This window comes from Pseudomonas sp. LA5, from assembly GCF_028640825.1.
GTDB classification, from domain to species: Bacteria; Pseudomonadota; Gammaproteobacteria; order Pseudomonadales; family Pseudomonadaceae; genus Chryseomonas; species Chryseomonas aestiva.
The window spans coordinates 278,011-295,999 of sequence record NZ_JAQYZY010000060.1 but is presented as its reverse complement, the minus strand read 5'-3'; the positions used below and the strand labels follow the sequence as shown (position 1 = coordinate 295,999).

At 66.1% G+C, this 17,989-nt stretch carries 15 protein-coding genes; 7 read left to right on the top strand and 8 right to left on the bottom strand.

Annotated elements, in window-relative coordinates:
• Positions 1-118: 118 nt before the first annotated feature.
• Complete coding sequence (gene yihA, locus PVZ72_RS23940) at positions 119-757, bottom strand: ribosome biogenesis GTP-binding protein YihA/YsxC (RefSeq protein ID WP_187980820.1); 639 nt, start codon at positions 755-757, stop codon at positions 119-121.
• Between the two features lie 201 nt (positions 758-958).
• Here yihA and PVZ72_RS23935 point away from each other — a divergent pair, with 201 nt between their 5' ends.
• The 3 genes from PVZ72_RS23935 (at position 959) to PVZ72_RS23925 (ending at position 4,364) form a co-directional block, all read left to right on the top strand.
• On the top strand, positions 959-1,588 hold the full coding sequence (locus tag PVZ72_RS23935) for a thiol:disulfide interchange protein DsbA/DsbL (protein WP_133860131.1): 630 nt from the start codon (positions 959-961) through the stop codon (positions 1,586-1,588).
• Between the two features lie 177 nt (positions 1,589-1,765).
• Entirely contained in the window at positions 1,766-3,553 is a 1,788-nt protein-coding gene (locus tag PVZ72_RS23930; protein WP_273863181.1) for a GGDEF domain-containing protein, read from the top strand.
• Positions 3,554-3,578: 25 nt separating this feature from the next.
• A complete protein-coding gene (locus PVZ72_RS23925) occupies positions 3,579-4,364 on the top strand; it encodes an N-acetylmuramoyl-L-alanine amidase (RefSeq protein WP_273863180.1) in 786 nt (261 codons plus the stop codon).
• Between the two features lie 158 nt (positions 4,365-4,522).
• Here PVZ72_RS23925 and PVZ72_RS23920 read toward each other — a convergent pair whose 3' ends face one another.
• The gene (locus tag PVZ72_RS23920; protein WP_037006569.1) at positions 4,523-5,620 is read right to left on the bottom strand and encodes a GlxA family transcriptional regulator; all 1,098 of its coding nucleotides are present in this window, start codon (positions 5,618-5,620) and stop codon (positions 4,523-4,525) included.
• Between the two features lie 465 nt (positions 5,621-6,085).
• On the opposite strand from PVZ72_RS23920, the gene choX reads away from it, so the two are divergent.
• The 4 genes from choX to choV all read left to right on the top strand — a co-directional run bounded on the left by choX (position 6,086) and on the right by choV (position 10,428).
• Positions 6,086-7,024 (top strand): choline ABC transporter substrate-binding protein, encoded by a 939-nt coding sequence (gene choX, locus PVZ72_RS23915; RefSeq protein ID WP_273863179.1) that lies wholly within the window; start codon positions 6,086-6,088, stop codon positions 7,022-7,024.
• Positions 7,025-7,294: 270 nt separating this feature from the next.
• Positions 7,295-8,233, top strand: a complete 939-nt coding sequence (locus PVZ72_RS23910) for a choline ABC transporter substrate-binding protein (RefSeq protein ID WP_017639238.1) — start codon at positions 7,295-7,297, stop codon at positions 8,231-8,233.
• Positions 8,234-8,349: 116 nt separating this feature from the next.
• Positions 8,350-9,192, top strand: coding sequence for a choline ABC transporter permease subunit (gene choW / locus PVZ72_RS23905; RefSeq protein WP_059316705.1), 843 nt, complete (start codon positions 8,350-8,352; stop codon positions 9,190-9,192).
• Between the two features lie 3 nt (positions 9,193-9,195).
• On the top strand, positions 9,196-10,428 hold the full coding sequence (gene choV, locus PVZ72_RS23900) for a choline ABC transporter ATP-binding protein (RefSeq protein ID WP_187980816.1): 1,233 nt from the start codon (positions 9,196-9,198) through the stop codon (positions 10,426-10,428).
• A 310-nt stretch (positions 10,429-10,738) separates the two neighbouring features.
• Here choV and PVZ72_RS23895 read toward each other — a convergent pair whose 3' ends face one another.
• The 6 genes from PVZ72_RS23895 to glyA all read right to left on the bottom strand — a co-directional run.
• A complete protein-coding gene (locus tag PVZ72_RS23895; RefSeq protein ID WP_187980815.1) occupies positions 10,739-11,596 on the bottom strand; it encodes a formyltetrahydrofolate deformylase in 858 nt (285 codons plus the stop codon).
• Positions 11,597-11,694: 98 nt separating this feature from the next.
• Positions 11,695-12,324: a sarcosine oxidase subunit gamma gene (locus tag PVZ72_RS23890; RefSeq protein WP_273863178.1), complete on the bottom strand. Its 630-nt coding sequence runs from the start codon at positions 12,322-12,324 to the stop codon at positions 11,695-11,697.
• 15 nt (positions 12,325-12,339) lie between these two features.
• Complete coding sequence (locus PVZ72_RS23885) at positions 12,340-15,360, bottom strand: sarcosine oxidase subunit alpha (RefSeq protein WP_273863177.1); 3,021 nt, start codon at positions 15,358-15,360, stop codon at positions 12,340-12,342.
• Positions 15,357-15,656, bottom strand: a complete 300-nt coding sequence (locus tag PVZ72_RS23880) for a sarcosine oxidase subunit delta (protein WP_017639232.1) — start codon at positions 15,654-15,656, stop codon at positions 15,357-15,359. Before PVZ72_RS23880 ends, PVZ72_RS23885 begins: the two co-directional genes overlap by 4 nt.
• A gap of 11 nt (positions 15,657-15,667) precedes the next feature.
• On the bottom strand, positions 15,668-16,918 hold the full coding sequence (locus PVZ72_RS23875; RefSeq protein ID WP_017639231.1) for a sarcosine oxidase subunit beta family protein: 1,251 nt from the start codon (positions 16,916-16,918) through the stop codon (positions 15,668-15,670).
• 78 nt (positions 16,919-16,996) lie between these two features.
• Positions 16,997-17,989, bottom strand: a 993-nt coding sequence (gene glyA, locus PVZ72_RS23870) for a serine hydroxymethyltransferase (RefSeq protein ID WP_273863176.1), incomplete at its 5' end; no start/stop codon positions are given.

Here is a 17,989-nt window from a genome sequence, read left to right as displayed (position 1 = left end):
TCGGATAACCGTTCTGCTCCTTTGCTGTTTAGTGTTGGCAGATGCTGGACCCCTGCTTTGGCGGTCCAGTCTTGAACTCCGGACTTCTCCCCTCCCCCGATGGAAGTCCGGAGTTTTTTTATGCCTCGGCGGCGGGTTCGTCGAGGCCCAGCCAGCTGGCCAGCACGCGCTGGGCATCCTCTATCCCCTGGCGCTTGGGCGCCGAGAACAGCTGGATGCTGGCGGTATCGCCCCAACCCTGGCGCACGTCGCGCTGCACCTTGAGCAGGGCGTTCTTCTGGGCACCGAAGGCCAGCTTGTCGGCCTTGGTCAGCAGGATGTGCAGCGGCATGGAACTGGCCTGGGCCCAGTCCAGCATCAGGCGATCGAATTCGGTCAGCGGATGGCGGATATCCATCATCAGCACCACGCCGCTGAGCGAATTGCGGCTGCTCAGATAGGCCTCCAGGTGCTCCTGCCAGTGCTGCTTGAGCGGGATCGGCACCTTGGCGTAGCCGTAGCCGGGCAGGTCCACCAGGCGCCGCTCGTCGTCGAGGGTGAAGAAGTTGAGCAGCTGGGTACGCCCGGGCGTCTTCGAGGTACGCGCCAGGTTGGCGTGGGTCAGGGTGTTCAGCGCACTGGACTTGCCGGCATTGGAGCGACCGGCGAAGGCCACTTCGCGACCGTTGTCGAACGGGCACTGATCGACCTTGGCGGCGCTGATGAGAAAGGACGCCTGCTGGCACAGACCGACGATGGGATTCTTGAAGCTGGACATGGGGGTACTCGCGAGCGCGCGGCAAAGCCAGCAGTATATCGGATGCGCCGGGCGAGAGCCGCGCCCCTGGTAACCTGAACGAAGCCTGAACATGGCCGGCCTCGGGCGCTGCGGCGACTAGGCGCGGCGATGCACCCGGCTACAATGCCCGCAATCCGTCATGCCCGGTTGGTGGGCGTGCCTTCTTCCAGGAGTAGTCCCATGCGCAACCTGCTTTTCTCCGCCGTGTTCGCCGCCGCCAGTCTGTTCGGCGCGGCCGCCCATGCCGACGACATCCAGGCCGGCAAGCAGTACACCGAACTGAGCAGTCCGGTTCCGGTGTCCGAACCCGGCAAGATCGAAGTGGTTGAGCTGTTCTGGTACGGCTGCCCGCACTGCTACGCCTTCGAGCCCACCCTCAACGCCTGGTCCAAGAAGCTCCCCGACGACGTCTCCTTCAAGCGCGTGCCGGCCATGTTCGGCGGCATCTGGAACGTCCACGGTCAGCTGTTCGTGACCCTGGAAGCCATGGGCGTGGAAGCCAAGGTGCATGACGCCGTCTTCGCTGCCATCCACAAGGAGCACAAGAAGCTGGCCACCCCCGAGGAGATGGCCGACTTCCTTGCCACCCAAGGCGTGGATCGAGAAAAATTCCTCAGCACCTACAACTCCTTCGCCGTGAAGGGGCAGGTGGAAAAGGACAAGAAGCTGGCCATGGCCTACCAGATCACCGGTGTGCCGACCATGGTGGTCAATGGCAAGTACCGCTTCGACCTGGGCTCTTCGGGTGGCCCGGACGAGACCCTGAAGGTCGCCGACTTCCTGATCCAGAAAGAACGCGCCGCCAAGTAAGCGTCACCCGCCGCCGCGCCCCGCGGCGGCGGCTCTTCAGCTCGTCCCTCTCAAGCGGCCTCCGGTCGTCCTGCTCAAACTTTCCCCGTAACCGCCGATACCCTAGCGACTATCAAGTGGGCTGGCCGCCTTGTCGCGCCTGCCTGCTGGCCACCCTCAAGCCTCTGGAGCGGGCGGATGGAGCGCGCGGACGTCGAACGCTGGAAAAGCAAATACCTGGAGAGCCTCGAGAATCTCGAGCGCCTGGAAAGCCGGTGGGAAAACCGCCTGGACCTGGTGCGTCGAGGCCTCGTGCGCAGCAGCCTGGCCGCCGAAGGCAACGACGCGGCGGTGGACGCCTGCCTGGTCGAATTGCGCGACATCCTCCGCCGTGACGACAGCGACGCCGATCTCGCCAAGCTGATCCCGCGCCTGGAACGCACCGTGCTCGACTCCGAGCAGCGCCGGGAATTGCGCGCGCGCCAAGTGGCCGAGGCCTTCGCCGAACTCTGCCGGTTGCTGCAGACCCTGGAATTGCCGCGCGACCAGCGCAAGGCGCTCAAGGGCTTTGCCAAGCGCGCCCAGGCCGCTGCCGACCAACCGGGGGAACTGCCCGCGCTGCTCGGCGAATTCAGTCGTCTGCAGCAACAGGCCCTGAGTCAGCTGCACCCTGAACAGCCCGCCCGCGCCGGCTTCCTGCAGCGCCTGCTGGGTGGTCGTGGCGAGACCGCGGAAGAGGCGCCGACGGCGACGTCGAGTCCGCCAGTAGAAGACGCCTCGCCGGCGACAGTCGCCGCGCCAGCGGTGGAAACGCCGGCGACACCCGAACCGCCGCCGCTGCCGGTCGAAGGTCTGCCCGCCGCGCGGCCTGAGCTCTCAGCAGAGACCCAGGCAGTCCAGGCCGATCCGGCCTATGCCCTGCCCGCGGTGCCCGAGCCCGGCTACAGCGCCATAGCGCCGCATCTGGAAGCCACCCTGCTGCGGCTGCTCGACGACCTGGCGCTGCCGGACAGCCACAAGCCCCAGGCCGAACACCTGCGCCAACGCATCCAGGGCAGCCTGAACTGGTATGAATTGGTACCCGTGCTCGATGACCTGTCGGTGCTGGTGCTGGCCCTCAACCATTCCGGGCAGAGCGAATTCCAGCTCTACCTGCGCCGCCTCAATGAGCGTCTCGCCGCCTTCCAGACCGGTCTGCAGGACGTCCACGCCGGGCGTCAGGACGGCCAGACCCAGGAGCGCGCCTTTGGCGACGCTCTGCGCGGCCAGGTCAGCGAATTGCAGAGCGAGGTGCAGGAGGCGACGGACCTGGACAGCCTCAAGCTGTCGCTGGACAGCCGCCTGGAAGGCCTGCTGACCAGCCTGGCCGACCAGCAGAGCCAACGCGAGACCCGCGAGCAGGAAGCCAGCGAAAGACTCAGCGCCCTCACCGAGCGCGTCGCCGGCATGGAGCGCGAGGCCCAGCAGTATCGCGGCCATCTGGAAGAACAACGGCAGAAGGCCCTCTGCGACCCCCTCACCGGCCTGCCCAATCGCGCCGCCTGGAGCGAGCGCCTGGAGCTGGAGGTGGCCCGCTGGCAACGCCATGGCGGCGACCTGCTGCTGGCGGTGCTCGACGTCGATCTGTTCAAGCGCATCAACGACGGCTACGGTCACCTGGCCGGTGACAAGGTGCTCAAGATCATCGCCAGCGAATTGCAGCGCCGCCTGCGCAAGACCGACTTCATCGCCCGCTTCGGCGGCGAGGAATTCGTCATGCTGCTGGGCGCCACGCCGGTCGCCGGCGGGGTCACCCTGATCGAGCAGCTACGCGCCGCGGTCGCCGCCTGCCCCTTCCATTTCAAGGGCGAACGGGTGGTGATCACCCTGTCCGCTGGTCTCGCGGCCTTTGCGCCGGGCGAGGATGCCGATACCGTATTCGAGCGTGCCGACCAGGCGCTCTACCGCGCCAAGCGCGCCGGACGCGATCGCCTGGATGTGGCCTGACCCCATCCACGTTCGCGAGGTAATCGTGCAAAAGCCCTTCAAGCTCCTTCCCTGGCTGCTCTGCGGCCTGCTCCTGGCCGGCTGCTCCAGCGGTCCGCGCATCAATGACGACTATACCGCCCGCGATCAGGACAGCCGGGTGCAGTACATCGTGCTGCACTACACCGCGGCCGGCTCCCAGCAGTCGCTCAAGCTGCTGACCCAGGCCGGCGTCAGCGCCCACTACCTGATCGACACCGATGGCACCATCTATCGCCTGGTGGACGAGAATCGCCGTGCCTGGCACGCCGGCGTGAGCGAATGGGAAGGCCGCACCTGGCTCAACTCCACCTCCATCGGCATCGAGATGGTCAACCTGGGCTTTCGCGACACCCCGGCCGGGCACCAGTGGTATCCCTTCAGCGAAGCCCAGATCAAGGCGCTGATTCCGCTGCTCAAGGACATCGAGCAGCGCCACGGCCTGGATCGCCGCGCCATCGTCGGCCACAGCGACATCGCCCCGGGGCGCAAGCAGGACCCGGGGCCGCTGTTTCCCTGGGCGCGGCTGGCCGCAGCAGGCTTGATCAACTGGCCGGATCCGGCGGTGGTCGCCCAGCGCCAGACCAGCCTGGGCGGCGTGCTGCCGCCGCCGGCCTGGTTCCAGGATCAACTGGCGCGGATCGGTTATGCGGTACCGCGCACTGGCGTGCTCGATGCCGCTACCCGCGACGTCATCGGCGCCTTCCAGATGAAGTACCGGCCGGGCCGTTTCGATGGCCAGCCGGACTTGCAGACGGCAGCGCTACTACTCAGCCTGCCCAGCAGTCGCTAGTTTCTGTACGAAAAATGCCTACGCTCGGTGATGCTTCGTTGAAAAACGCTTCGGAATGCTCATTTACCGCTCGTAAACTCCGCTTCCTCAGCGTTTTTCGCCTTGCCTGACCGTCGCTCGGCGACTTTTCGTACAGAACCTAGGCGGCCGGAGGCGGCTTACAGCCGCACACTGGCGAAGGTGGATTCGCCCTGAGCCTGACTCAAGGCCGCCAGCGCGGACGAGGCCGGCATCAGCGACAGTTCCTGGGACAACGGCATCAGCGCGATGGGCTGCTGGATGGTCGGACCCTGGCGCTCGTCGCGCGGCGGGATGCCGAAGTATTCGCGGTAGCACTTGGAGAAGTGCGGGGTGGAGACGAAGCCGCACACCGAGGCCACCTCGATGATCGACAGGGTGGTCTGCTTGAGCAGCTGCCGGGCGCGGATCAGCCGCAGCTTGAGGTAGTAGCGCGACGGCGAGCAATGCAGGTACTTCTGGAACAGGCGTTCCAGCTGGCGCCGGGACACGTCCACATAGACCGCCAGTTCGTCGAGGTCGATGGGCTCTTCGAGGTTGGCCTCCATCAGCGCCACGATTTCCTGCAGCTTGGGCTGATTGGTGCCCAGCATGTGCTTGAGCGGGACGCGCTGATGATCCTGCTCGTTGCGGATGCGTTCGTAGATGAACATTTCCGAGATCGCCGCCGACAGCTCGCGGCCATGCTCGCGACCGATCAGGTGCAGCATCATGTCCATCGGCGCGGTACCGCCCGAAGCGGTGCAGCGATTGCGATCGATGGTGAATAGCCGGGTGCTGAGCACCACGCGTGGATAGGCTTCCTGCAGGGCCGCCAGGGTTTCCCAGTGCACGCTGCAGTCGTAGCCGTCGAGCAGGCCGGCCCGGGCCAGGGCCCAGCTGCCGGTACAGACCGCGCCCAGCTTGCGGCCCTGGCGCGCCTGGCTCTGCAGCCAGGTGCAATGCTCGCGGGACACGCTGCGCTGGATGCCCACGCCGCCGCAGACGATCACCATGTCCATCACCGGGGCGGCGCTCACGGCGCTGTCCGGGGTGATCTGCAGGCCATCGCTGGCGCGCACCGGACGACCGTCCAGACTTAGGGTGCACCAGCGATAGAGTTCCCGACCCGACAGCTGGTTGGCCATGCGCAGCGGCTCCACCACCGACGCCAGGGAAATGAGCGTGAAGTTGTCCAGCAGCAGAAAGCCGATGGACTGGATCGCACGGGCCTGTGACGAGGTGGGAATGGGCGACATGGTTTGAATCTCCTTCACGCAGGCTGGGGCCCTTGGCTGGGCTCTAATGAGGTGCGGCGGACAACGTTGGGCGAAAGATGTGTCGCGGACGCATAAGTCATGTCGCAATTCCCATGCCGTAAATGGGTGAACCCCGACACGGGCAAGCTGTCTGGGGCGAATAACCCATTCAGCAGCGCTCAATGGCGTTGATTAGCTAGGGTTTTTATTTGCGACCTTTCAGGTCCGAGACCGACCTTTTGCCGATGGCACTTCGCCAGATGTATTCCATCGGTAACACCAGGGCGTAACCAACGCGCGCCAAAATGTGGCATGGCGACTCAGTGGGCACGGTTGTAGGTCAGGCGTTTCAACCGTCTGTCGCCCTTCTGGCTACTTGTGGCGAAAAGCCACCAAGGCCCGGGCCAGACGGACCGGTACGTGCAGTGGCCCGGGCCCTTCCCTTCGCGAACCCTGGAGTTCAGGATGAAAATCTTCCAAGCGCTGTGGTTGTCCGGTCTGTTGCTGAGCTCGACCGTGCAGGCGGGCGAGGCCGAGAGTTGTCAGCAGGTGCGCCTGGCCGATGTCGGCTGGTCGGATCTCAATATCACCAACGCCACGGCCCGCTATCTGCTCAGCGCCCTCGGTTACAAGACCGAGGTGCTGCGCCTGTCCCTGCCGCAGACTTACGACGCCCTGGCCGCGGGCGAGGCCGATGTCTTTCTCGGCAACTGGATGCCGGCGCAGGCCAAGCTCAGCCAGCCCCTGGTCGATGCGGGGGCGGTCGAACGCCTGCACGCCAACCTGCAAGGCGCCCGCTACACCCTGGCGGTGCCCCAGTACGTCTATGACGCCGGGGTGAAGAACGTCGCCGACATCGCCCGCTTCGCCGACCGTTTCGACCACACCCTCTACGGCATCGAGCCCGGCAACGACGGCAACGCCCTGGTCAAGAAGATGATCGCCAGCAACGCCTTCGGCCTGGGCGACTTCAGGCTCGACGAATCCAGCGAACAGGGCATGCTGACCCAGGTGCGGATGAAGGAGCTGCTGGACCACCAGTTGATCGTCTTTCTCGGCTGGGAACCCCATCCGATGAACGTCCGGCACAAGCTGGCCTACCTCGACGGCGGCGATGACTACTTCGGGCCGAACCAGGGCGGGGCGACGGTCTACACGGTGGTGCGCAAGGGCTATGCCCAGCAGTGTCCCAACGTGGCCCGGCTGCTGGGCAACCTGGAGTTTTCCCTGGACATGGAGAACCAGCTGATGGATCGGGTGCTCAACGAAAAGGACAATCCGCGCCGCGCCGTGCGCAACTGGCTCAAGCGCAATCCCGAACGGCTCGACGCCTGGCTCAAGGGTGTCGCCACCCTCAGCGGCGCACCGGGCACCGCCGCGGTGAAGGCCAGTCTGGCCAACTGATTCGCGAGCGCTCCAACCGTCGCCGACACCTCTGGGCAGCGGGCCGCCGCGGCGAAGGGCGCCACTGCCCGCCTCTCTCGCTCGGCTGCCACGCGCCGGACGCGGACGTGCCCTGGGGCTCACGCTGGATACGACATTTCCGCTTCTGGTTACGACGCCGCGTACACTGGTAGCGACGCAGGCGGTAGGCGAGCCTGGGGGGATGGGTTACAGATAAATACACGTGGGGCGCACCGGAAGGTACCCCGCCAAACGCAAGGAGATGTGTCCATGAAAGGTTGTTCCCGTTGGCTCTTGAGTGCCGCCCTGCTGGCGCCGCTCGCTGTTCAGGCGGCCGAGCCGGCTTCCTGTGCCAAGGTGCGCTTTGCTGACGTCGGCTGGACCGACATCACCGTGACCACGGCCGTGACCAGCGAGGTGCTGCACGCCCTCGGCTACCAGACCACGACCAACATGATCTCCGTACCGGTTACCTACAAGTCTTTGCAGAACAAGGACATCGACGTCTTCCTCGGCAACTGGATGCCGAGCATGGCGGCGGACATCAAGCCCTATGCCGACAATGGCAGCGTCGAGACCGTGCGCGCCAACCTGGAGGGCGCCAAGTACACCCTGGCCGTCCCCCAGTACGTCTATGACGCCGGGGTCAAGAGCTTCGCCGACATCGCCAAGAACGCCGACAAGTTCGACGGCAAGATCTACGGCATCGAGCCGGGCAACGATGGCAATCGCCTGATCCAGGGAATGATCGACAAGAACACCTTCGACCTCGGCAAGTTCAAGCTGGTGGAGTCCAGCGAGGCCGGGATGCTGTCGCAGATCCAGCGCGCCGAGCGGCGCCAGCAGTGGGTGGTCTTCCTCGGCTGGGAACCCCACCCGATGAACACCCGCTTCAAGATGGCCTATCTCCAGGGCGGCGATGACGTCTTCGGCCCGAACTATGGCGGCGCCACCATCTACACCAACGTCCGCAAGGGCTACGTCCAGGAATGCCCCAACGTGGGCAAGCTGCTGACCAACCTGTCCTTCACCCTGGACATGGAAAACCAGCTGATGGACAAGGTCCTCAACGAAAAACAAGCCGCGAGCGCCGCCGCCAAGGCCTGGCTCAAGGCGCATCCGCAGGTGCTCGACCAGTGGCTGGCCGGCGTGACCACCCGCGATGGCAAGCCTGCGCTGGAGGCGGCGAAGACCGCCCTGGCCCCCTGAGCGAACACTAACATTCGACTGTCCCGCGCCAGTTCGGGCGGGTACTGCCACAGCCGAAGCACGAATCAGCGGTTCTCGTGCTTCGACCTGTCCACTCCTACCTGACGGGCACCGTTATGTTAATCACCGACCACAAGCTCCCTCTCGGCCAGCAGATCGCCGATTTCATCGACTGGCTGACGCTGCATGGCGCCAGCGTCTTCGACAAGATCTCCGATGTGCTGTCCGGCCTCATCCACGGCCTCACCGCCGGCCTGATGTGGTTCAACCCGCTGGCCTTCATTGCCCTGGTCGCGGTAGGGGTCTATCTGCTGCAACGCAGCATCGGCCTGGTGATCTTCGCCCTCATCTCCCTGCTGCTGATCCTCAACCTGGGGTACTGGCAGGAAACCATGGAAACCCTGGCCCAGGTGGTCTTCGCCACCCTGGTGTGCATCGCCGTGGGCGTGCCGCTGGGCATCATCGCCGCGCACAAGCCCTGGTTCTACACCGGCCTGCGCCCGGTCCTGGACCTGATGCAGACGGTCCCCACCTTCGTCTATCTGATTCCGACCCTGACCCTGTTCGGCCTGGGCGTGGTACCCGGGCTGATTTCCACGGTGGTCTTCGCCGTGGCCGCGCCGATCCGCCTGACCTGCCTGGGCATCCAGGACGTTCCCGCCGAGCTGATGGACGCCGGCAAGGCCTTCGGCTGCTCGCGCTGGCAGCTGCTGACCCGCATCGAGCTGCCCCACGCCATGCCCAGCATCGGCGCCGGTATCACCCAGTGCATCATGCTGTCGCTGTCCATGGTGGTGATCGCCGCCCTGGTGGGCGCCGACGGCCTCGGCAAGCCGGTGGTGAACGCCCTCAACACCGCGGACATCGCCCTGGGCTTCGAAGCCGGCCTGTCCATCGTCCTGATCGCCATCCTGCTCGACCGGGTGTGCAAGCAACCCGCCCCTCGCGAGGTTAAATAAGTCATGACCGCCATACGTTTCGAACACGTCGACGTCATCTTCGGCAAGCAGAACAAGCGTGCCCTGGAGCTGCTCGACCAGGGCAAGGGTCGCAGCGAGATCCTCCAGGAAACCGGCCAGGTGCTGGGTGTCGAGGACGCCTGCCTGGAGGTCCAGAAGGGCGAGATCTGCGTGCTGATGGGCCTGTCCGGCTCGGGCAAGTCCAGCCTGCTGCGCTGCATCAACGGCCTCAACACCGTGAGCCGCGGCAAGCTGCTGATCGAGCACAAAGGCAGTGAAGTGGACATCGCCAACTGCTCGCCTACCGTGCTCAAGGACATGCGCACCACGCGCATCGCCATGGTGTTCCAGAAGTTCGCGCTGATGCCCTGGCTGACCGTGGCCGAGAACGTCGGCTTCGGCCTGGAAATGCAGGGCCGCTCGGCCGCCGAGCGCAAGAAGCTGGTGGACGAGAAGCTGGAGCTGGTCGGCCTGACCCAGTGGCGCAACAAGAAGCCCGACTCCCTCTCCGGCGGCATGCAGCAGCGCGTCGGCCTGGCCCGCGCCCTGGCCATGGATGCCGACATCCTGCTGATGGACGAACCCTTCTCCGCCCTCGATCCACTGATCCGCCAGCAACTGCAGGACGAACTGCTGCAGCTGCAGGCCAAGGTCAACAAGACCATCGTCTTCGTCAGCCACGACCTCGACGAAGCCCTCAAGATCGGCACCAACATCGCCATCATGAAGGACGGCCGCATCATCCAGCACGGCCGCCCCGAGGACATCGTGCTCAATCCGGCCGACGAGTACGTACGCACCTTCGTCGCCCACACCAATCCGCTCAACGTGCTCAGCGGCTACAGTCTGATGCGCGGCCTGGACAAGTGCGGCCGCGAGGGCAACGAGATCTGCCTGGAACGCAGCCACGACATCTGGCTGGCCTTGGAAAACCAGACGGTCAAGGCCCTGCGCCGCGGCGGCGAGAGCCTGGCCCTGCAACGCTGGACCCCGGGCATGCCGGTCACCAGCCTGCAGCGCCAGCCGACCCTGGCGCCGGCCGATATCCGCATGCGCGACGCCCTGGAGATCCGCTACCACACCGGGCACAAGCTGGTGCTGGAGACCGACGGCCGCGCCGTGGGCATCCTCGGTGACAAGGAGCTCTACCACGCCCTGCTGGGCAAGAATCTGGAAAAGGCCGGCGAAGACGTCGTCCCGCCGGCGGTCCGCTCGACCCTGTCCCAGGCGGGCTGACCGCCTGGCCCGCCGCCCGCCTCTCCCTGCGGAGGCGGGTGCGTACCGCCCTCCTGCTCGCCCCGCCGGCAGAGCCAGCCAGGCTCCCTTCCCGGCACCCTCTCCTCATCCATAGCTACCTCTCTATCCCGGCCATCACACAGCCTGACGCTGTTCGTCTGGTACGGCCAAGGGACGCGCGAGCGTCTTTAAGCAAGCGCCCGATGGGCGCCGCTGAGCTGATAGGAAAGATGATCGAGGTGGCGCAGGACAGGCAGGCTGCGAGCGCCTTGGCGATCTCGCGGCCTGCCTGGAGAGGTAGCGGAAAGGCCTAGAGCACCACCGTCCGCCCGGCATTGAGGAAGACGCGGCGCTCCAGGTGATAGCCCACCCCACGCGCCAGGGTCAGGCACTCGATGTCACGGCCGCGGGCCACCAGGTCTTCGGCGTAGTGGGCGTGGTCCACCGACTCGACGCCCTGGGCGATGATGGGGCCTTCGTCCAGATCGTTGTTGATGTAGTGCGCCGTGGCGCCCACCAGCTTGACGCCCTTGGCATAGGCCTGGTGATAGGGCCGCGCGCCCTTGAAGCCTGGCAGCAGCGAATGGTGGATGTTGATCGCCCAGCCATCGAGACGACGGCACAGCTCGGGCGACAGCACCTGCATGTAGCGCGCGAGGATCACCAGCTCGGCGCCGGTCTCCTGCAGCACCTGCCAGACCCTGGCCTCCTGGGCCGGCTTGTCCTGGGGATCCAGCGGGAAGTGGTGATAGGGAATGCCGTGCCAGGCCGCCAGGGGCTCCAGATCCGGATGGTTGGAGATCACCGCCACCACGTCCATGGGCAACTGGCCGATGCGCTGGCGATAGAGCAGGTCGTTGAGGCAGTGGTCGGCCTTGGAGACCATGATGGCGACCTTGGCTCTATAGCCGGGCGGGGTCAGTTCGAAGGTCATGTCGAAGGGCGTGAAGCGCAGGTCCAGGCCGACGCGGAACAGGCCTTCGTTGAAGTCGCTGGGTACCTGGAATTCCACCCGGATGAAGAAGCGCTGGGCTTCGCGATCGTCGAAGCTGTGGTGCTGGGTGACATAGCAGCCTTGCTCGAACAGATAACGCGTGACCACGTCCACGGTGCCGAGGCGACTCGGGCTCTGGGCGGTGAGAATCCAGGTATCGGGCGTGCGGCTCATGATGAATTCCTTTGCATGGAGATGAAGCCAGAATCACAAAACCCGACCTGCGCGCAACGCAGGTCGGGTTCGATGGAGCGTCTGAACGCAGCGACCGATCAGGCCTCGATGCGCAGTCCGTACTCGGCGCTCGCGTCCTGCAGCCACAGCCAGACGTAGTCGGCGAAGCTGCGGCGCACCACCAGTTCCCAGGTGTCCGGCGCCGTGTGGCGGATCACCAGCTGGGACTTGGCGAACACCGTCCCGACGGCCTTGCCCACCGGGAAGTTGTCCGGATGGACGTCGTAGGAGGTGGACTTCATCAGCACTTCACGCACCTTGGGTCCCTTGAGCTCGACCAGCGTCTGGCCGCCACCGACATTGATGATGGCGACATGGCGCTCGCCCAGGGCCTGGCGCAGGGCCTGCTCGGTGGCGAACTCGCTGCCACCGGGTACCACCAGCAGCCACTCGTCCGGGCCGAGCCACTGCAGCGAGCTCTCGCCCTTATGGGTGATCGCCAGCGGACCGGGCACTTCCAGGCCGACCACGCTCTGCACGGCGCCGGTGAAGCCTTCGTCATGGGCGTCGCCACGCAGCACCAGGTGCCCCAGCAGGGCCCGCTCGCGCAGGGTCACCCCGGCGGTGGCCGGGCCGCGACCGACGAGCTTGTTCAACTCGGCGTGGAACAGCGGGGATTCGGCGCGCGCCTTGGCGGAGTACTGGTCGTAGACATTGATGTTGTTCATGGGGCGCTATCCTCGTTAGGCGACGTTCTGCCGCTCACCCTTGGGGTCGTAGAACACCGGCGAGACGATCTCGGCAGCGATGTAGCGGCCATCGGCCAGCGGGGCGTAGACGGTCTGGCCCATACGGCCCAGCCCACCCTTGACCATGGCCATGGCGAAGCCGTAGCCCAGGGTCGCGCTGTGGTAGCTGGAGGTCACGTGACCGACCATGTCCATGGGGATCGGCTGGTTGCGCTCGAACACCAGTTGCGCGCCTTCCGGCAGGACGTCGCGGGCATCCAGGGGCTTGAGGCCGACCAGTTGCTTGCGATTCTCGCGGACGCAGTCCACGCGATGCATGCCGCGCTTGCCGATGAAGGAGAAGCTCTTGTTCAGGCTCACCGCCCAGCCCATGCCCAGGTCCTGGGGCGTGACCGAACCATCGGTGTCCTGACCGATGATGATGAAGCCCTTCTCCGCCCGCAGCACGTGCATGGTCTCGGTGCCATAGGGGGTCAGGTCGAATTCCTTGCCCGCGGCGACCACCTGCTCCAGCACGCCCATGGCGTAGTTGGCCGGCACGTTGATCTCGTAGGAGAGCTCGCCGGTGAAGGAGATGCGGAACACCCGCGCCGGCACCCCGCCCACCTGACCTTCCTTCCAGGCCATGAAGGGGAAGGCGGCGTTGTCCAGATCGATGTCGGTCAGCTTGGCCAGCAGCTTGCGGCTGTTGGGACCGGACAGGGTCAGGGTCGCCCAGTGATCGGTGACCGAAGTGAAGTACACCTCCAGTTCCGGCCATTCGGTCTGGTGGTAGAGCTCCAGCCATTCGAAGACGCGCGCGGCGCCGCCGGTGGTGGTGGTCATCAGGAAGTGGTTGTCGGCGAGACAGGCGGTGACGCCGTCGTCGAAGACCATGCCGTCTTCCTTGCACATCAGGCCGTAGCGGGCCTTGCCGATGTCCAGCTTGGTCCAGGCGTTGGTATAGACGCGATTGAGGAATTCCCGCGCATCCTTGCCCTGGATGTCGATCTTGCCCAGGGTCGAGGCGTCGAGCAGGCCGACGCTGCGGCGTACGGCCAGGCACTCGCGGTTGACCGCGGCGTGCAGGTCCTCGCCCGCCTTGGGGAAGTACCAGGGGCGCTTCCACTGGCCGACGTCCTCGAACAGCGCGCCCTGCTTGAGGTGCCAGGCGTGCAGCGCGGTGTAGCGCTTGGGCTCGAACAGGTGGCCGCAATGCCGTCCGGCGATGGCGCCGAAGGTGATGGGCGTGTAGTTCGGGCGGAACATGGTGGTGCCGACTTCCGGGATGGCCTTGCTCTGCACCCGGGCGGCGATGGCCAGACCATTGATGTTGCCCAGCTTGCCCTGGTCGGTACCGAAGCCCATGGCGGTGTAGCGCTTGACGTGCTCGATGGACTCGAAGCCCTCGCGGCAGGCCAGCTCGATGCCGGCGGCGGTCACATCGTTCTGCAGGTCGACGAATTGCTTGGGCGCTCGCGACGCCGGCTTGTCGTGGGGCACCTGGAACAGCGCCAGACTCGGCTCTTCCTGGCGGAATTCGGCCTGGGGCAGTTCGCCGCTGACCACCTTGGCGCCGGCTTCGGCGGCGGCAGTCGCGCCCGCTTCGAAACCGTCGGCGAGGACATCGCCCAGGGCGAAGACGCCATTCACGCCGCCGGCGCAGACGCGCTTCTGCGGCGCCGGACCGGGCACGAAGGCCTGGATGTCTTCACGCCACTGCGGACGACCGCCCAGGTGCGAAGCCAGGTGGACCACCGGGCTGTAACCGCCGGAGGTGGCGATGAGGTCGCAGTCGACCCACTCGCCGCCACCCAGGGTGCGGAAGGCGGTCAGGTCGATGGTGGCGATCTTGGCGCCCGTCACGCGGGTGTTGCCGCGGGCTTCGCTCACGGCGGTACCGCCCATGACGCGCACGCCACGCTTGCGCACTTCCTCGACCCAGGCACCGCGGGGGTTGGGCCGCGCATCGGCCACGGCCACCACCTGGCGACCGGCTTCGAGCCAGTCCAGGGCCACGCGGTAGGCGTAATCGTTGTTGGTGGACAGCACCAGGCGCTGACCCGGGGCCACGGCATAGCGACGGATGTAGGTGGACACGGCGCCGGCCACCATGTTGCCCGGCAGGTCGTTGTTGGCGTACACCAGCGGCCGCTCGTGGGCGCCGGTGGCCAGCACCACGCGGGTGGCGCGGACGCGGTGCAGGCGCTGCCGCACCTGGCCATGGGGCGCGCGATCACCCAGGTGATCGGTGAGCCGCTCGTGGATGGTGAGGAAGTTATGGTCGTGGTAGCCGTTGACCGTGGCGCGCGGCAGCAAGACCACGTTGTCCAGGCCCTGCAGCTCGGCCACGGCCTTGGCGGCCCAGTCGGCGGCCGGGGCGCCATCGAGACGCTCGCGGCTGTCCAGCAGGCTGCCACCGAATTCTTCCTGTTCGTCGGCCAGGATCACCCGGGCGCCGCTGCGACCGGCGGCCAGGGCCGCGGCCAGACCGGCAGCGCCACCGCCCACCACCAGCACGTCGCAGTGCTGGTTGAAGTTGTCATAGGTATCCGGATCGACCTGGGTCGGCGCACGGCCGAGGCCGGCGGCCTTGCGGATGTACTTCTCGTAGGTCATCCACAGGTTCTGCGGATACATGAAGGTCTTGTAGTAGAACCCGGGCGGCATCATCTTGCCGCCGACCTTGCCGAGGATGCCCATGAGGTCGTTGTTGACGCTCGGCCAGCCGTTGGTGCTGGCGGAAACCAGGCCCTGGTACAGCGCCTGCTGCGTGGCCCGCACGTTGGGCACCTGGGTGGCCTCGGTGGCGCCGATCTGCATGATGGCGTTGGGCTCTTCGGCACCGGCGGCGACGATGCCGCGCGGCCGGGAGTACTTGAAGCTGCGCCCGATCACGTCCACGCCGTTGGCCAGTAGCGCCGAGGCCAGGGTGTCACCCTTGAAGCCCTGGTAGGTCTGACCGTTGAAGGTGAAGGTGATGGCCTGACTGCGGTCCAGGCGACCGCCCTGGGTGAGTCGATGGACCTGGCTCATGTGCGCTCTCCTCGCTCGGCGGTGAAGCGGGGTTGCTCGCCGATCGGATAGGTTTCGAGAATTTCGTAGGTCTCGGTGTTACGGGTCGCGTTGAAGTACTGGCGGCAGCCCGAAGCATGAACCCACAGCTCGTGACGCAGACCGCGCGGATTGTCGCGGAAGAACATGTAATCGCCCCACTCCGCGTCGCTGCAGGCCTCGGGATCCAGCGGACGCGGGATGTGCGCCTCGCCGGCGGCGTGGAATTCTTCTTCGGAGCGCAATTCCCCGCAGTGGGGGCAATGGATGTACAACATGCTCGGGCTCCTTAGTGCGCGACGGCCGCTGCGCCGTGTTCGTCGATCAGCGCGCCGGTGTGGAAACGGTCGATGGAGAAGGGCTTGGCCAGCGGATGCATCTCGCCGGAGGCGAGGGACGCCGCGAAGACGTTGCCCGAGCCAGGCGTGGCCTTGAAGCCGCCGGTACCCCAACCGCAGTTGAAGAACAGGTTTTCCACCGGGGTCTTGGAAATGATCGGGCAGGCGTCGGGCGAGGTGTCGACGATGCCGCCCCACTGGCGGTTCATGCGCACCCGCGAGAGGATCGGGAACATCTCGACGATCGCCTGCAGGGTGTGCTCGATCACCGGGTAGGAGCCGCGCTGGCCGTAGCCGACCCAGCTGTCGATGCCGGCGCCGATCACCAGGTCGCCCTTGTCGGACTGGCTGATGTAGCCGTGCACCGCGTTGGACATGATGACGCTGTCGATGATGGGCTTGATCGGTTCGGAGACCAGCGCCTGCAGCGGGTGGGATTCCAGCGGCAGGCGGAAACCGGCCAGCTTGGCCATGTGCCCGGAGTTGCCGGCGGTGACCACGCCAACGCGGCGGGCGCCGATGAAGCCGCGGTTGGTTTCCACGCCGATCACCTTGCCGTCCTGCTTGCGGAAGCCGGTGACCTCGGTCTGCTGGATCAGGTCGACGCCCAGGGCGTCGGCGGCGCGGGCGAAGCCCCAGGCCACGGCGTCGTGACGGGCCACGCCACCGCGACGCTGCACGGTGGCGCCGAAGATCGGATAGCGGGTGTTCTTGCTGCAGTCCAGGTAGGGAATCTCCTCGGCCACCTGGCGGGTGTCGAGCAGTTCGCCGTCGACGCCATTGAGGCGGTTGGCGCTGACCCGACGCTCGGAATCGCGCATGTCCTGCAGGGTGTGGCAGAGGTTGTAGACGCCGCGCTGGGAGAACATGACGTTGTAGTTGAGGTCCTGGGACAGGCCTTCCCACAGCTTCATGGCGTGCTCATAGAGGTGCGCCGACTCGTCCCACAGGTAGTTGGAGCGGACGATGGTGGTGTTGCGCGCAGTGTTGCCGCCGCCCAGCCAGCCTTTCTCAATCACCGCGACGTTCTTCACGCCGAACTGCTTGGCGAGGTAGTAGGCGGTGGCGAGGCCGTGACCGCCGCCACCGACGATGACCACGTCGTACACCGGCTTGGGCGTCGGGGTGCGCCACATCCGCTGCCAGTTCTCGTGATGGCTCAGGGAGTGCTTGAAGAGGCCGAAGCCGGAATAGCGTTGCATCTGGAGACTCCTGCAGACGACGCCCCTTTCCGCGAGGGGGAAAGGGGTTGGATAAGGGTTGCGTCAGGCGTGCGGCGACTAGCGGTAAACCGGGTAGTCGCGGCACAGCGCAGCCACCTGGCGCGCCACCTGGGCTTCCACATCGGCATCGCCGAGGTGGTCGAGGATGTCGCAGATCCAACCCGCGACGCGTTCGCTTTCGCTGACGCCCAGGCCACGGGTGGTCAGGGCCGGGGTGCCGATGCGCAGACCCGAGGTCACGAAGGGCGACTGGGGATCGTTGGGCACGGCGTTCTTGTTCACAGTGATGCAGGCGCGACCCAGGGCGGCGTCCGCGTCCTTGCCGGTGATGCCCTGCTTGATCAGGCTGACCAGGAACAGGTGGTTGTCGGTACCGCCGGAGACCACGTCGTAGCCGCGTGCCTTGAACACGCCGGCCATGGCCTGGGCGTTCCTGATCACCTGCTGCTGGTAGGTCTTGAAGCCCGGCTCCAGGGCCTCCTTGAAGCACACGGCCTTGCCGGCGATGACGTGCATCAGCGGGCCGCCCTGGGCGCCCGGGAACACCGCGGCGTTGAGCTTCTTCTCGATGTCGGCGTTGGCCTTGCACAGGATCAGGCCGCCACGGGGGCCGCGCAGGGTCTTGTGGGTGGTGGTGGTCACCACGTCGGCGAAGGGCACCGGGCTCGGATAGACACCGGCGGCGACCAGACCGGCCACGTGGGCCATGTCGACGAACAGCAGGGCACCCACGCTGTCGGCGATGGCGCGGAAGCGCGGGAAATCCAGGGTCTTGGAGTAGGCGGAGAAGCCCGCCACGATCATCTTGGGCTTGTGCTCCTGGGCCAGGCGCTCGACCTCGTCGTAGTCGATCAGCCCGGTGTCGGTGTTGATGCCGTACTGCACCGCGTTGTAGAGCTTGCCGGAGGAGCTGACCTTGGCGCCGTGGGTCAGGTGACCGCCGTGGGCCAGGCTCATGCCGAGGATAGTGTCGCCGGGCTGCAGCAGCGCCAGGTAGACCGCCGAGTTGGCCTGGGAGCCGGAGTGCGGCTGGACGTTGGCGTAGTCGGC